The following is a 16,758-nucleotide window of genomic DNA, read 5'->3' on the forward strand; positions in this document are numbered from 1 at the left end:
CTCCCGGCCGACGAGGTGTCGGCCGGGAGCTTCCTCTTCAGAGATGGCCCGTCATTCGATGATGCGGAACCATTCCGACTCCGGCTCGTCGAGGATTCCCTGACGCACCATGTCCCGGCACGCCTGTACGAGGCCCTCTCTGGACGGCACTGGGTCCCAGTCGGCGCTTCGCGCGAAGACCTCCAGGCGCCAGGCGTCGAATGCCTCCGACCCGTCCAGGAGCAGGTCCATGTCGACTTCGGTCCCATCGGCTCCGGTCATCCGGCATCCGCGGCCGTGGACCGCGTACGAGAAGCCGGTGTCCGAGCGGGCCCTTCGGTCGAGCTCTCCCGCCCGGACCGCCTTGAGGACGTTCTTCAGCCGGTCGAACTGGGGGTAGGTGCCCGCCAATTCGGTTCTGATGAGCTTGTGCGCGTGCAGGAAGGAACGCACGCAGGTCTCGGCTTCGCCCGACTGGCTCACCGTCGCCTCCGTCCTCTGCGCTCCTCGGGGAAGTCCCCGCCCACTTCGACAGACGCCCAGACTACTTCGTCGGCGGATTTGTAGTTGTAGGCCTTGACCTCGTCAAGCGTAAGGGCTCGATAGCGAACGTCGATCCCCGCCTTCTTGGCCGCCGAGACCCGATGGTGGCCATTGATGATGTAGCGCCTGTTCAAGTGCTCGAAGACCTCGATGGGCGCACCGACCCAGCCGTCCCTGGACATGCTGTCGGCGATCGTGTCGACGATCGCCCGGTCGGCCTTGCCCCCGAGCTGCTCCGTCCGCTCAAGTTGGTGAGGGCTGATGGAGCAGTTGTGCACGAGGACCGGTTCGGCACCCGCCAGCACGTAGTACGTGTGGACGTCCGTGACGGTCAGGTTGTGCACCGTCGCCTTCGTGGCCGTCCACGCCTGGACCGCGTCGACCTGGATCCAGGTGCCCGAGGCTGTCAGGAGCCACTGGCCCGGCTTCAGTTCGTCGGCATCGATCCACTCCCGCAGCGACGGGACCCAGAAGGGGTGTCCGGCGGTGGCGGTGACCGTGGTGGTTCTGGCCGCGGCGGTGGAGCCGTCGTGGATCGACAGCGTCACCTTCACCAGTCGCTTGGCGCCCTTGCCGATGATCGTCGCCGCGGCCGTCTGGACGGAGGTCTTCCCCGTCTTCGGGTCGGTGGCCATGACCTTGTCGCCGGCTCTGACCTTCTCGATCGCCTTCGTGGTGCCGTCGGCCATCAGGACTCTCGTGCCGGGCGTGAAGCTGTTGGCCTCGCAGGCCGCACCCTCGGCCTCGTCCTTGACCGTTTCCTTTGCCTCTTCCCGGACCTCCTTCGCGACCTTCTTCACCGCCCGTTTCACCTGCGACGGTTTCGGACGCGGCTTCGGCTGGGAACGCGGCTTGGCGCGCGGCTTCGGGCGGGCCGCCGCCTTGCGGGCCGCGGCCCTACGGGCTGCCGCCTTCCTGGCCGCCGCTCGGGCCGCGCGGGCCCTCGCCTGTGCCGCCGCTCTTCTCGCCGCCGCACGCTTGGCCGCCGCCCGGGCCGCTGCCCGTTTGGCCGCCGCCCGCTTGGCGGCAGCCGCCTTGCGGGCCGCCTCCCGGCGGGCCTTGGCCGCGGCGCGCTTGGCCGCCTCGAGGGCCCGCTTGCGGGCCAGGGCCGCGGCACGACGGGCCGCCGCCTGGGCCGCCTTGCGGGCCGCGATGATCGCCGCCCGACGGGCCGCCGCGCGGATCGCCGCCTGGATGGCGATACGGGCCGCGATGCCGATCAGGATCGGGAAGAACGCCCCGGACGGATCGGAGAACGTGGCCGGCGCGTTGTTGCTGTAGGCATACGGGTTCATCGTGCCCGGATTGCCGTAGTCGACCATCGGGTCGACCTGGATGAACCGGCCCGTCACCGGGTCGTAGTCACGAACGCCCAGCCGGGTCAGACCCGTGTCCTGGTCGACCGTGCCGCCGACGAAGCCGCGCTGTCCCGGCCAGGTGGTGGGCTGCTGCCCCCGTGCCTCACCGAACGGCGTCGACTTGCGCCGAGTGACGCCCATCGCCGGGTCCACCATGTCCACGACCGTGTGGGACGTGCCGTGGTGGTCGGCGAGCATCATCTGACGGACACCGCCGGTCGCACGGACCGTCGTCGAGCCGTCCGGGTTCCCGTAGAACCGTTCCGCCTTCGCGCTGGTGTTGGCCGCGTTGACGGTCAGTTCCGCGTCGGCGAGGTAGAGGGTGCGGCTGCCGTCCGCGCCGGTGCGGATCAGGCGATCGCCGTCCGCCCCGTAGAGGTACGACGTGGTCTTCGTGCCGCCGCCCTCGACGGGCTGGGTCACCTTGCGGAGCTGGCCCTCGATGTCGTACTCGAGGGTCTGGTTGGTGCCGCCGTGCTGGCGTCCCGTGGTGTTGCCGGCCTTGTCGTAGGAGAAGGTGTTGAGGCGTTCCCCCTGCGGGCCCACGGACTTGATCTCCGCGAGCGCGTTCGGGCCGCCGACGCCCGCCTTGCCGTACACGTACGAGCGGGTGACGTCCTTGGTGGTGTCGCCCGTCGGGTCGTGCTCGACGAGGGTCTTGCGGTTGCCCGCCGTGTCGTACGCGTACGTGTTCCAGTAGGCGTCCGGACCGCCGACGGTGTCCTTGGACGGAGCCGCCGTGCAGTCGTCCGTCTTCGCCGTCCAGGCCGAGGACATCTGGCGCAGCTGGTCGTAGACGAAGCACTGCGTGTCCGTCCCGCCCGCTCCGGGCGCCGCGCTGCCGGGCACGTCGGTGATCTTGGTGACGTTGCCGGCCTCGTCGTACCCGTACCGCGTCTCGCTGATGCGGCCCGGGGCGACCGAGCGGTCGAAGGTGGCCGTCTGGAGCCGACGCGTGAACTCGTCGTAGACGTAGGTGCCGTACAGCTTCTTGCCGGCCGGACCCGCGTCCGTGCGCAGGATCTCGCCGAACGCCGAGTACTCGACGTCCGCGAGGTACGTGGACGCGCCACCCATGGCGATCGGCAGGTCGTCGGAGTTGTAGCGGAAGACGACCCGCTCGGTGACCAGACCGCCCACACCTGGCACGGACACCCAGGCGAGGTTGCCGGTCGGCGTGTAGGAGTACTCGTACTCGTACGTGCCGGCCAGGCCCGTCTCCTCGACGGGGATCACCGTCTTCGACGACTTCACCCGGTAGGCGTTGTCGTACGCGGTGATCTCCTCGCGGTACTCACGGCCGTTGTCGTAGCGGATCTGCGCCGTGGGCAGGCCCTTGGCGAGGGTGTCGTACGTCCACTCCAGGCGCTTGGGGCCGGTGTCGCTGCCCTCGCGCACGGAGGTCGGACGGCCGCCCGCGTCGTACGTGGTGTACAGGGCCCGCTGGGACGGGTCGACGGTCGCGATCACGTTGTCGGAGTTGTCGTACCGGATCTCGGTACGGCCGCCGTCGGGATCCGTGACCGCCGTCTGGCGGCCCCGCTTGTCGAACTCGAAGGAGGTGACGGCGCCGCCGGGGGCGGTCACCTTGCGGAGGTTGTCGAGGTCGTCGTACTCGTAGACGGTGTCCCGCCACTTCGTACGCGCGCTGTCGGTGTACTCGCGCAGCCGCTCCGGGCGGCCCTCGGCGTCCTCGAAGGTCGCCGTGACCGTGTCGCCCTTGGGCGGGATCGTCGTGGAGACGTCCCCGTCACGTTCGGTCGTCGTGCGGAGCTTCTCCGTGCCGCGGTAGTACGTGATCTCCGCGGTGGGCTGGCCCATGCCGTCGAAGGTGATGCGGTTCTGGGACGGGACCGCGTTGTCCCCGACCTTGAGGAGGACCGCCTCGGGCTCGGCGTCGTTGAAGTAGCCGTCGTTCTCCTTCCACTGGCGCCCGGCGCTGTCGTAGAAGGTGTCGTTGACGATCCGGCCCGCGCCGATCGCCTCGTCCTGCGTCTGCCGCTCGCGCAGCAGGCCGTCGAGGATCTCGTAGGACACGGCGTACTCGCCGTTGTCCTTCAGCGTGCGCGAGGTGACGATCGTCGGGCCGTCGCGGCGGACGGTGTAGTCGTACGTGGCCGTGGGGGTCTGGGTCGCCGGGTCGCGGTCGATCTCCCAGACCTTCAGGAGCCGGCCCAGCGGGTCGTACTCCATCGTGGCCTTCTTGCCGTTGGCGTCCTCCTCGGTCAGCGGCAGGCCGCGGACGTCGTCGAACACCGTGGTCTCGGTGTGCTCGAGCGGGTCGTGGGAGACCTGCTTGAGCGGACGCGCCACGGTCTTCGGCGTGTACTCGATCCACGTCTTGCGGTTGTCCGTGTCCCAGGTCGCGGTCTCCCGGCCGTGGATGTCGTACTCGGTCTTGTCGATGGTGACGTAGCCGTCGCCGGTGGCGTTCATCTCCTGGATCTCGGTGGGCAGCCCCTTGGTGGGGGCCGCGCCGAAGGCCAGGTTGTCGTACAGCGTGCGGGTGTCCTCGACGACCTCGCCGCCGGTGGTGCCGCAGGCGCCGAGCGTCGTCCTCTCGCGGGACTCCAGCTCGATCAGGTACGCCGTGGTGTTGCGGGCGTAGCCGACCGTGGAACAGCGGACCTTGCCGCCGGGCGTCTTCTCCTCCACCTCGTACGGCAGGCCGTAGCTGTCGTACTTGGTGGTCTCGGTGGAGGTGCGCCAGGTGTCGCCCTTGACGCGCTCGCGGGTGCGGACGGTCTCGGGGCGGGCCATCCACGCCTCCAGCGGCGTGGTTCCGGCACGGGTCCGGGTGGCTGTCTTCACCGCCCAGGGGGTGGTGACGGTCGCCGAGTCGACGGGGCCGCCGTCGGACTCGTAGGTGATCTGCTCCAGCAACTGGCCCTGGTACTGCGGCAGGTCGTCATGGTTCGCGCCGTCGCTGGTGGTGACGGTGGACGACCGGGTGCCTGAGGGCAGCTTGTCGCCGTGCAGGCCGCGGAAGTAGCGGTGCTCGGTGAGCTGCTTGACGTCGTCTTGGCCGCCCTGGCGGGTGCGGACCCGCTCGTAGCCGCGGTACTGCGACCAGGTGCGGTGCTTGTTCTCGGTGAACTCGCTGTCGTCGTACGCCCATCCGGCGCCGCCGAGGAACTCGTACGAGGTCACCTTGGCGGGGCTGTCGGTGACCAGGTCCTCCTCGCGGACCTCGGTGACGAGGTACTTGTGGAACCAGTCCTTCACCGGGTTGAGAGCGCCCTTGGGCGTCCAGTACTGCGGGAAGCAGCGCATGGTGTTGGACTCGGGCGACGCCGGCATCCGCTTCGGCTCCAGCGCCTGGCAGTCGCGTGGCGAGTAGGTGACGCCGATGCGGCCGCCGGTCTCGGTGTCGATGGCGTGGACGCGGTAGCGGGAGAAGGGCGGCAGGCCCTCCACCTTGTCGACGCGGTTGTCCATCTGCAGGCCGGAGAAGGTGACCTTAGGCATGGCGGCGGTGGCGCCGGCGCCGTGGCCGGTGCGGGCGATGGACTCCAGCCACAGCGCCGGCGAGGTGCCGTCACCGGTGGCCGGGAAGGACTGGTCCAGCGCCCAGGAGTCGACGGGCTTCAGCGCGGTGCCGGAGAGCACACTGGTGCTGATCTTCGTCAGGCGCTTGGTCGACCAGAACGTCGGCGAGTACTTGTCGGTGCACTTGGCGCCCGACGCGCACTCCTGGTCCAGCGGGGTGTCCGGCCAGCGCTTGGCGTTGGCGGTGGTCCGCTTGGACTCCGCGCAGTCGAACGCGGCGTCGGCGATGCACCGTTCGGCCAGCGTGAACGCGACCCGGCCGGCCGGCAGGACGCCGAACAGCTTGTCGGAACGCAGGCCGTAGTCGATGCGCGAGAGCTGCGCGCTGCGGTCGTAGGACGCCTGCTGGTCGGCCTTCATGTTCTGGCCGTAGAAGTTGGCCCACTTGGTCCACCACAGGGTCATGGCGTCGCCGAGCGGGTCGACGACGTAGTCCAGGTTCCAGCGGTAGACCTGCTTGCAGTCGGAGTCCAGGAACGCGGTGGCGTGGCACGGCTCGTCCGGGTGGTTGCCGAACACCGGCACCGTGAGGGCCGAGTTGGTGACCGTGCCGTCCGGGGCGCCGGGCAGCTTGTTCAGGCCGAAGTGGTACTGGGTGCCGTCGGTGGTCGTCAGGACCCAGTACTCGCCGTCCTTCGAGCCGTTGGCGGCGCCGCTCTTGCGCTGCAGGCGGGAGCCGTCGTCGTCGGCGGGACGCCACTCGTCGGTGCCGTCCTTCTTGACGAGTTCGGTGGTGTTGCCGCCCAGCGACATCACCACGTGGTCGGATCCCCAGCACAGGTCTCCGCTGTCGCCGGTGTTGTTCGGCTTCTTTCCGTCGACCTCGCCCTTGTCGTCCGAGCAGGAGCGGTAGCGCCGCTCGATGAAGCCGGGTTCGTAGTCCCAGCCCTCGGCGATCCAGGAGGACTGCGCGCTGGTGGAGGCGGTACGGCCGTCCACGGCCTGCGAGGAGTAGGAGAGTTCGACCTCGGGCTGCGGGCCGCCGGGCACCTCGGGAGCCTCGATCGGATACGCCCAGGAGAAGCCGCCGGAGGACGAACCGGCCATCCAGGAACCGGACGGCGACAGCGAGGTGGCCTCGTGGCTGCCGCCCGGCCCGGAGGCGGCGGCAGTCGCGGCGAGGACAGTGGGCGCGGCGTTTGCGGCGGCGAGGTCGACGGTGCCGGTGACGGTCTTCGCGACCGGGTCGTTGGCGCCGGTCAACGGTGTGCGGGTACGGCACTTCTCCAGCTCGGGCGTGGTCAGCGCGCAGGCGGGAAGCCGGTAGAGGTGGAGCCGGGAGCCCCAGTCACCGCCGTAGGTGTCCTTGAAGGTCTTGTAATCCAACTCCAGTTCGACGGAGCCGGATGCGGCGGGAGTCGTGCTCTCGGCCGCGGGTGCCGCGGTGAACAGCACTCCCTGTACGCCCGCCTTGCGGGCGGCGGCCGGGTCCTGGACCTCGACCTGAACGGCGGTGCCGACGTCCGCGGGCGCCTGTTTCGGGGTCAGGCCGCGGGCCCGAACGCCCCTCTTGGCGGTGGATGCCGCGGTGGATGTCTGACGGGCTTTCACCATGCTGGTCCGCACGGCGGTCGAGCCCGGCGCTGCGTCGGTGGTCAGCGACGCGCGCTGCGGCAACTTGTCACGGCTGTTGGTCACCAGCGTCGTGAACGTGCCGGTCGCGACCTTGCCGGCCGCCGGTCTGAAGTCGCCCGCCACGTCGTCGCGGACCTTCGGGCGCTTCTTGCTGAACTCCCGCCCGGGAACGGACGGATCGCGCTTCACATCGGAGATCCGGGTACTCCCGGAGGCGGCGCTCGCGTCGTCGGGTATCAGTCCGACGAACAGCACGAGCCCCACGAACACGGAAACGGATCTGTGCCAGTGGCCGAGATAGCGTAACTGTCTTATGAAATGGTCCACTAAAGGACCTCCCCCTCACTCTGTGTGACCGTTGAACGGTCAGACAGTAAGCGCTCACGATCATCCTGACAAGTAAATCCAAGGCAATGCGACAACCCCCACTTCTCCCATGGGTCCGCAAAGAATTCCCCTGTTGACGTGTACTGTTCGGCGTCGCGGCCCGCGTGAAAGGGCGCGCAGCGACCCCCGGAAGGGGCTCGCACGGCAACGACTCCGGGGGGATTCGCCCATGCCACAACCATCCCGAAGACAGCGCCCGACCAGGCGCTTAGTGCGAGCCGCACTCGTCGCGGCGCTCGCCGGCGGGACGCTTGGTCTGACACCGCTGACACCGATGACATCGCTCACGGACGCGGCGGCCGACACCGACTCGACCACGGTGGCCGAGACCGCCACGAACGCCGAGGAGCACGCGCTCCAGGAGGCCGCCCGGACCGGGGAGCCCGTGGAGGTGGCGTCCGCCCGCACCGAGACCAGCGAGACACACGCCTTACCCAACGGGAACCTGCGCCAGACCCAGCACACCCTGCCCGTCCGCGTGAAGCGCGAGGGCGCCTGGACCCCGGTGGACACGACGCTCACCGAGGTGACCGGCCGGATCTCGCCCAAGGCGGCACCCGGTCACGTCACGTTCTCCGCCGGCGGCGACACCCGTCTGGTGACCCTCGCCGACCAGGGCGGCGAACTGGCCCTGACCTGGCCGAAAGCCCTGCCGGAGCCGGTTCTCGACGGCTCCACCGCGACCTACCGCGAGGTGTTCCCCGGCGTCGACCTGGCGGTCCGGGCGAGCCTGGACGGTTTCAGCCAGGCGCTGATCGTGAAGACGCCCGAGGCGGCCGACCGTCCGGAGCTGGCGGAGATCGGCTTCGGTCTGCGCACCGAGGGCCTGGACGTCCAGAAGGACGCCGAGACGGGCACGCTCCGGGCGGTCAACGCGGCCGGGCAGACGGTGTTCGCGTCGTCCACGGCCCGGATGTGGGACTCCTCGGGCACGGCGGAGGAGGAGACGGCGCCGCAGACGGCCTCGTCCGGGACCAAGGCCCGGACCGCCTCCTCGTCCGGCAGCGCCAAGTCGCCGCGTACGGAGGGTGCCGCCACGGTTCAGGCCGCGGCCGCCGACGCCGAGCCCTCCCCGCTCACCCCCGGCACCAAGAGCAGCGAGGTCGGCGTCGAAGTCACCGACGACCGGATCTCGCTGACGCCGGACCAGAAGCTGTTGAACGCCGCGGACACCGAGTTCCCGGTCTACATCGACCCGCGGATGACCGGCACCCGCGAGGCCTGGACGATCGCCTACAAGCCGCATCCGACCAGCAGTTACTGGAACGGCACCGGCTGGGACGGCGGTACGACGAGCGAGGCGCGCGTCGGTTACGAGTCGTCCACGGGCGGCACGGCCCGCTCCTTCTTCCGCGTCGGCTCGAAGTTCCTCGCGGGCGTGAAGGTGATCGACGCCCAGTTCCAGATCACCGAGACGCACTCGTGGTCCTGCACGCCCAAGCCGGTCGAGCTGTACCTGACCGGTTCCATCAGCTCGGCGACCACCTGGAACAAGCAGCCGTCCTGGTCCACCCGCCAGGACAGCCGCAGCGTCGCCCACGGCAACGAGGACTACGGCTGCGCGAACGCGCCGGTCGACTTCGCGGCCAAGGACGCGGCGGTCAAGGCGGCGGCCGCCAAGTGGCCCAACATCACCTTCGGACTGCGGGCCCCGCAGAGCGCGGAGGACAACAAGGACGAGTACAGCTGGAAGAAGTTCAAGCCGGACGCCAAGCTGATCGTCGAGTTCAACCGCCTGCCGAAGGCGCCCTGGTCGCTCGACACCATCCCCAGCACCAAGGTCAGCAGCACCGACTGCGGGAACGGTTCGTCGTACGTCACCCTCGGCAACACGGACGTGAAGCTCACCGCGCAGGTCTGGGACCAGGACGGCGGTGACGTCAACGTCCAGTTCCACCTGTGGGCGACGGGCAAGCACGGCACCTCGCCCGGGATCATCTTCGACAAACGGGTGAAGGTCACCGTCAAGGCGAGTGACTCCAAGGGCGCGAGAGCCCAGGTCACCGTGGGCAAGGACCTGCTCGCCAAGTACATCACCGCCAGCAACGGGCAGTTCTCCTGGAAGGCGCAGGCGGAGGACACCGCCGACGCCGCCTTCGCCTCCGACTGGACGCCGACGCTGGGCGCTCCGGGCTGCCGCTTCGGCTTCGACCCGAACGCGCCGACCGTGATGCCGGTCGTCGACTCCAAGGACGACCTGTACCCGGAGACGACGCCCGACATCGAGCCGGTCGAGGGTGCGCTGGCCCGCACGGAGGGCCTCTTCGAGTTCGGCGCCAACGGCGTGCCGGACACCACCGAGTACCTGTACGGCCTGGACCGGACGCCGCCGAACATCTCGGCGAAGCCCGCGGCCAAGGGCGGCGCGGCCCAGGCGAAGATCACTCCGCTCACGCCGGGACCGCACACGCTATACGTGCGCATGGTGGACGCGGGCGGCAACGTCGGCCCGGTCTATCCGTACCGCTTCTATGTGAAGAGTCCGGGCGTCATGGACAAGCCCGGAGACGTCAACGGCGACGGCATGCCCGACTTCTTCGCCGTCGACGCCACGGACAACCTGCGTCTGTACGGCGGCATCGGTGGCGGCAAGGTGGCGACGATGCTCCCGCTCTCCTCGGGCGGCGGCTGGAACGGCTCCCTGCTGACCCACCGCGGAGACTGGACCGAGGACTTCTACGAGGACCTGGTGGCCCGCCGCTCCGACGGCAAGCTGTGGCTCTACCCCAACGACGGCCAGGGCGAGTTCACCGAGGACACCAAACAGGAGGTGTACGTCTTCCCGGACGCGGAGACGGACGTGGCGCTCGACCCCTCGACGATCAAGCAGATCGTGTCGATCGGCGACGTCACGCCGGACAGCGAGGCGTACAACCCCGACTTCGTCGCGGTCATCGGCGACCAGCTGTGGTTCCTGCCGGGCTACACGTACGGCACGCTCGACTCCGGATACCTCATCGGCGCCGTCGGCTGGGCCAAGATGCAGCTCGCCTCGCCCGGGGACGTCGACGGCGACGGTTTCACCGATCTGATCGCCCGCAACACCGAGAACGGCGAGCTGTGGCTGTACCACGGCCGCAGCCGGGGGGACGCGGACGGCGACGGGGTCGCCGACGGCGGCACCGATCCGGCGTCCCTGGGCCTCGGCCCCAACCGCACGCCGTACGCCACCGGCTGGACCATGGCGGCCCGTCCGCTGTTCACCGCCTCCGGCGACACCGACGGTGACGGCGTCCCGGACCTGTGGACCACGACGGCGAACACCACGGAGGGCCTGGCGTTCGTGCCCGGCCGCAGGAGCGGCCTGGTGGGCCCCTCGGCGGTGGTCGGCGGCGCCGGCTGGCAGACGATCAAGTCGATCTCCTGACCCGGACTGCCGGACTGCGGAACGAGGCGGCCGGTCGCACCACGCGACCGGCCGCTTCTCCTTTTGTCCGGCGGACAAGCGGACGCCTCCAAGCCGCAGCCTTTGCCCAATGCGTACGCCGATGCGTACAACCATTCACTCGAACCTGTGAGTCAACATGGGCATGACTCACGGGATATCAAGACGCGCGAGAGTGCTCGCGGCAGGCGTGGGCGCGGGCGTGCTCCTCCCTGTCGCCGCCGCCGCCGCGCCCGCCGCCGCGGCCACGCCGACCGTCAGCTGTACGTCCGCCAAGGCGGGCCTCGCCGCCAAGCTGAAGAAGGACATCACCACGGCCCTCGCCACCCGCAAGGGCACGGTCGCCGTCGGCGTCTACGACCGCACCACCAAGACGACCTGCACCCTGCGCCCCTCGACGGCCTTCGACTCGGCCAGCGTCGTCAAGGTCACCGTCCTCGCCACGCTGCTGTGGGACGCGAAGAAGCACAACCGCTACCTCACCGACCGCGAGGCCACCCTCGCCAAGGCCATGATCACCAAGTCGGACAACGCCGCGACCAGCACACTCTGGAAGCAGCTGGGCCTGACGAAGATCAGGGGCTTCCTCACCGCGGCCGGCATGACCCAGACCAAGCCGGGGGCGAACGGCTACTGGGGCCTGACCCAGATCACCGTCACCGACGAACAGAAGCTGCTCAAGCTGGTCACCGCGAGCAACACGGTGCTGAGCGACAACGCCCGCGCCTACATCCGCAAGCTGATGGGCCAGGTCGTCTCCTCGCAGCGCTGGGGAACGCCGTACGGAGTGCCCTCCGGAGTCTCCGTCGCCGTCAAGAACGGCTGGCTGCAGCGGGCCACCCACGGCTGGCGGGTGCACAGCGTCGGAGCCTTCAAGGGCAACGGCCACGACTACATGATCACCGTGCTCACCCACGGCAACAGCACCATGAACTACGGGATCACGACCATCCAGGGCGTCGCCAAGGTCGTCCACAGGGACCTGGCCGCGAGCTGACGCTTCACCACCCTGTCGCCCGTCCGTCACCGGCTCGTCCTACGGTGATTTGTATGCGCCTGAGAACCGTACTCGCCACCACCACCGCGGCCCTGGCGGCGGCCACCTGCCTGACCGCCGCCTCGCCCGCCGCCGCCGGGGAGAGCCACGCCTGTTCGCCGTCCGTCTCGATCGACCGCTTCTCCGACGCGCTCGACAAGACGACGTACGACGGCACCTTCGTCGGCAACTTCTCCGCCCTCGCGGTGGACCGGGACGGCTCTCTCGCCGCCCTCTCCGACCGGTCGGCCCTCTTCGCCCTGAACCCGAGGACGCTCGCACCGAAGTCCGTCGTCCCGCTCGCCGACGAGAACGGCACCGCCCTCGACTCCGAGGGGCTGGTGATCGACCGTGACGGCACCCGGCTGATCACCTCCGAGACCGAGCCGTCGGTACGTCGCTACAGCCCCCAGGGCGAGATCCTCGACCGCCTCCCGGTCCCTTCCTCCCTCCAGGTCGCCCCGGCCGGCCGTGCGGTGTCGAACGGCACCTTCGAGGGGCTGACGATGCTCCCCGGCGGCCGCACCCTGCTCGCGTCGATGGAGTACGCCCTGTCCGGCGACAGCGCGGGCATCGTCCGCCTCCAGACCTGGGAGCGGCACGGGACGACCTTCGAGCTCGGCGCCCAGTACGCCTACCGCACCGACACCGGCCTCGGCGTCCCCGAGATCCAGGCCCTTCCCGACGGCCGCCTCCTCGTCCTGGAGCGCGGCTTCACCTCCGGCGTCGGCAACACCGTCCGCCTCTACCTGGCCGACCCGCGCCGCGCGACGGACACGAGCGGTGTCGACACGCTCACCGGCCAGGACGGCGTACGGCTGATCAAGAAGACGCTGCTCACGGACATCGCCGCCTGCCCGACCCTGGGCGCCACGGCCAAGCAGCCCCAGCCGAACCCACTCCTCGACAACATCGAGGGCATGGTGGTCACGGGCATCGGCAAGGGAGGCCTGAAGGTCCTCCTGGTCAGCGACGACAACCAGAACGCGGTACAGACGACCCGCTTCTACTACCTGCGGGTACGAGTCTGACCGCTTCCTCCGTTTTGTTGCGGAGGGATGAAATCCGCTTCCTTTCGCGTTGGTGCCTTCCGGACGATCAGGACGGACGATCAGAACGAACGGAAGGCACCGGCGTGGCAGCGCAGCAGGGGGAGACACAGGGCTGGGCCCGCAGACTGGCCGGCTACGCATGGCGCCACCGCACGGACGTCGTCCTCGCCCTCGGCTCCTCCCTCGGCGGCATGGCCGTCATGGCGCTGGTCCCCCTGGTCACCAAGGTGATCATCGACGACGTGATCGGCGACCACAGCCGGGACATGGCTCCCTGGGCCGGCGCCCTGATCGTCGCGGCCGTCGCCGTCTACGTCTTCACCTACATCCGCCGCTACTACGGCGGCCGCCTCGCCCTGGACGTCCAGCACGACCTGCGGACCGAGATGTACGGGACGATCACCCGCCTCGACGGCCGCCGTCAGGACGAGCTGTCCACCGGCCAGGTCGTCGGCCGTGCCACCAGCGACCTCCAGCTGATCCAGGGCCTGCTCTTCATGCTCCCGATGACCATCGGGAACATCCTGCTCTTCCTGATCTCCCTGGTGATCATGGCGTGGCTGTCGCTGCCGCTCACGCTGGTCGCCCTGGCCGTCGCCCCGGCCCTGTGGTGGATCGCCAGGCGCAGCCGCAGCAAGCTCCACCCCGCCACCTGGTACGCCCAGGCCCAGGCCGCCGCCGTCGCGGGCGTGGTCGACGGCGCCGTCAGCGGCGTACGCGTGGTGAAGGGCTTCGGCCAGGAGGACCAGGAGACCGGGAAGCTCCGGGAGGTCGGCCGCCGTCTCTTCGCGGGCCGGCTGCGCACCATCCGCTTCAACTCCAGGTACACCCCGGCCCTCCAGGCCGTCCCCGCCCTCGGCCAGGTCGCGATGCTCGCGGTCGGCGGCTGGCTCGCGGTCCGCGGCCACATCACGCTCGGCACGTTCGTCGCCTTCTCCACCTACCTCGCCCAGCTCGTCGGCCCGGTCCGCATGCTCGCCATGGTCCTCACGGTCGGCCAGCAGGCCCGGGCGGGCACGGAACGCGTCCTGGAGCTGATCGACACCGAGCCCTCCATGAAGGACGGCACGAAGGAGCTCCCCGCCGACGCCCCGGCGACCGTCGAGTTCGACGACGTGAGCTTCGGCTACGACCATGAGCGCCCGGTTCTCGACGGGCTGAGCTTCGAGATCCGCCCGGGCGAGACCCTCGCCGTCGTCGGATCGTCGGGCTCCGGCAAGTCGACCGTGTCGCTGCTGATGCCCCGCTTCTACGACGTGACGCGCGGCGCCGTCCTCATCGGCGGCCACGACGTCCGCGAGCTCACCCTCGAGTCGCTGCGGGCCGCGATCGGCCTGGTCCCCGAGGACTCCTTCCTCTTCTCGGACACGGTCCGCAACAACATCGCGTACGGCCGTCCCGAGGCGACCCAGGAGGAGATCGAGGCCGCCGCCCGCGCCGCCCAGGCGGACCGTTTCATCAGGGAGCTCCCCGAGGGCTACGACACCACGGTCGGCGAGCACGGCCTCACCCTCTCCGGCGGCCAGCGCCAGCGCGTCGCGCTCGCCCGCGCCATCCTCACCGACCCGCGCCTGCTGGTCCTCGACGACGCCACCTCCGCCGTGGACGCCCGCGTCGAGCACGAGATCCACGAGGCCCTCAGGCAGGTCATGCAGGGCCGGACGACCCTGCTCATCGCCCACCGCCGCTCCACGCTCAACCTCGCCGACCGCATCGCCGTCCTCGACGGCGGCCGGCTCGCCGACCTCGGCACCCACGAGGAACTCCAGCAGCGGTCCGCCCTCTACCGTCGCCTCCTCACCGACCCGGACGAACTCGGCGGCGTCTCACCCGGCCACGCCAAGCCCGCCTGCCCGCAGGAGGACACCTCCGTACGCGACGAACTGGACGCCGAGTTCGACGCCGAGCGCGGCATCACGCCCCGACTCTGGGCGGGAGAGCGCGAGCGCCGGGACATCGCCATGGACGGCACCCCGGCCACCCCCGAACTCCTCGCCGAGGTCGATGCGCTGCCCCCGGCGACCGGCACCCCGGGCATCGACGAGGCACGGGCGGTCGCCGCCGAGGAGTCGTACGGTCTGCGCAGGCTGCTGCGGGGCTTCGGCCTGCCCCTGCTGGTGAGCCTCGGCCTCGTCGCCGTGGACGCCGGCATGGGCCTGCTGCTCCCGGTGATGATCCGGAACGGCATCGACGACGGCGTCACACAGATGGCGCTGGGCGCGGTCTGGGCCGCTTCCCTGCTCGCCCTGCTCAGTGTGATCGTCCAGTGGGCCGCGCAGGTCGGCGAGATCCGGATGACCGGGCGGACCGGCGAACGGGTCCTGTACTCCCTGCGCCTGAAGATCTTCTCCCAGCTCCAGCGGCTCGGACTCGACTACTACGAGCGGGAGTTGACGGGCCGGATCATGACGAGGATGACGACGGACGTCGACGCCCTCTCGACCTTCCTGCAGACCGGCCTGGTCACCGCGTTCGTCTCGGTCGTCACCTTCTTCGGCATCATGGTCGCCCTGCTGGTGATCGACGTGGAGCTCGCGCTCGTCGTGTTCGCGACCCTGCCCCCGCTGATCGTCGCCACGTTCTTCTTCCGCCGGGCGAGCGTGAAGGCGTACGAACTGGCCCGTGAACGGGTGTCGTTGGTCAACGCCGACCTCCAGGAGTCGGTGTCCGGGCTCCGGATCGTGCAGGCCTTCCGGCGCGAGCGGGACGGCGCGGCGCGGTTCGCGGAGCGCAGCGACAGCTACCGGCGCGCCCGCATCCGGGGTCAGTGGCTGATCTCGATCTACTTCCCGTTCGTGCAGTTCCTGTCGTCGGTGGCCGCGGCGGCCGTACTGATCGCGGGCGCGGGACGGGTCGACGCGGCGACGCTCACGACCGGCGCCCTGGTCGCGTATCTCCTCTACATCGACCTGTTCTTCGCGCCCGTCCAGCAGCTCTCCCAGGTCTTCGACGGCTACCAGCAGGCGACGGTGTCGCTGGGCCGCATCCAGGAGCTGCTCCAGGAGCCGACGTCGACCGAGAACGCCGACGAGCCGCTCCAGGTCCTCTCCCTGCGGGGCGAGATCGCCTTCGAGGACGTGCACTTCAAGTACGGCTCCACCGACGAACCCGAGGAGGCCCTCACGGGCATCGACCTGCGCATCCCGGCCGGCCAGACGGTCGCCTTCGTCGGTGAGACGGGCGCGGGCAAGTCGACCCTGGTCAAGCTGGTCGCCCGCTTCTACGACCCGACGGGCGGCCGGGTGACCGTCGACGGCACCGACCTGAAGACCCTGGACCTCACCTCCTACCGGCACCGCCTCGGAGTCGTCCCGCAGGAGGCGTACCTCTTCCAGGGCACCGTCCGCGACGCCATCGCCTACGGCCGCCCGGACGCCACCGATGCCGAGGTGGAGGCGGCGGCCCGCGCGGTCGGCGCCCACGAGATGATCGCCACGTTGGACGGCGGCTACCTCCACGAGGTCGCCGAACGCGGCCGCAACCTCTCCGCGGGCCAACGCCAGCTGATCGCGCTGGCCCGCGCCGAGCTGGTCGACCCGGACGTCCTCCTCCTCGACGAGGCGACCGCGTCCCTGGACCTGGCCACGGAAGCCCAGGTCAACCAGGCCACCGACCGCATCGCGGGCCGCCGTACGACCCTCGTGGTCGCCCACCGGCTCACCACGGCGGCCCGCGCGGACCGCGTGGTCGTCATGGACCGCGGCCAGGTCGCCGAGGACGGCACGCACGAGGAACTGCTCGCGCGGGACGGCCGCTACGCCGAGCTGTGGCGCACGTTCGTGGGCGAGGACGCACCCGCGGCGGCCTGACCGAACCCGGTCACGCGCTTCGGTGACGACCGCGCAACCATCCGACATACGTCCCGCGTCCGTACACCAGTACGCTCATCGCGCG

General features: G+C 70.0%; 6 protein-coding genes. 4 read left to right on the plus strand and 2 right to left on the minus strand.

Annotated features, from left to right (window positions below):
* Nucleotides 1-51 precede the first annotated feature (51 nt).
* On the minus strand, nucleotides 52-462 hold the full coding sequence (locus tag OG252_RS31780) for a DUF6896 domain-containing protein (RefSeq protein ID WP_266439288.1): 411 nt from the start codon (nucleotides 460-462) through the stop codon (nucleotides 52-54).
* Nucleotides 459-7,274: a polymorphic toxin-type HINT domain-containing protein gene (locus tag OG252_RS31785; RefSeq protein ID WP_329340372.1), complete on the minus strand. Its 6,816-nt coding sequence runs from the start codon at nucleotides 7,272-7,274 to the stop codon at nucleotides 459-461. The genes OG252_RS31780 and OG252_RS31785 overlap by 4 nt, the downstream gene beginning before the upstream one ends.
* A 391-nt stretch (nucleotides 7,275-7,665) precedes the next feature.
* Between OG252_RS31785 and OG252_RS31790 the strand changes: the two genes are divergently transcribed.
* From OG252_RS31790 to OG252_RS31805, 4 genes are all read left to right on the plus strand, one after another.
* Nucleotides 7,666-10,758 (plus strand): VCBS repeat-containing protein, encoded by a 3,093-nt coding sequence (locus OG252_RS31790; protein WP_329340374.1) that lies wholly within the window; start codon nucleotides 7,666-7,668, stop codon nucleotides 10,756-10,758.
* A gap of 163 nt (nucleotides 10,759-10,921) precedes the next feature.
* On the plus strand, nucleotides 10,922-11,773 hold the full coding sequence (locus tag OG252_RS31795; RefSeq protein ID WP_329345228.1) for a serine hydrolase: 852 nt from the start codon (nucleotides 10,922-10,924) through the stop codon (nucleotides 11,771-11,773).
* 53 nt (nucleotides 11,774-11,826) lie between these two features.
* Nucleotides 11,827-12,843, plus strand: coding sequence for an esterase-like activity of phytase family protein (locus OG252_RS31800; RefSeq protein ID WP_266439292.1), 1,017 nt, complete (start codon nucleotides 11,827-11,829; stop codon nucleotides 12,841-12,843).
* A gap of 104 nt (nucleotides 12,844-12,947) precedes the next feature.
* A complete protein-coding gene (locus OG252_RS31805) occupies nucleotides 12,948-16,673 on the plus strand; it encodes an ABC transporter ATP-binding protein (RefSeq protein ID WP_329340376.1) in 3,726 nt (1,241 codons plus the stop codon).
* Nucleotides 16,674-16,758: the final 85 nt, after the last annotated feature.

Source organism: Streptomyces sp. NBC_01352 (assembly GCF_036237295.1).
Lineage (GTDB): Bacteria > Actinomycetota > Actinomycetes > Streptomycetales > Streptomycetaceae > Streptomyces > Streptomyces plumbiresistens.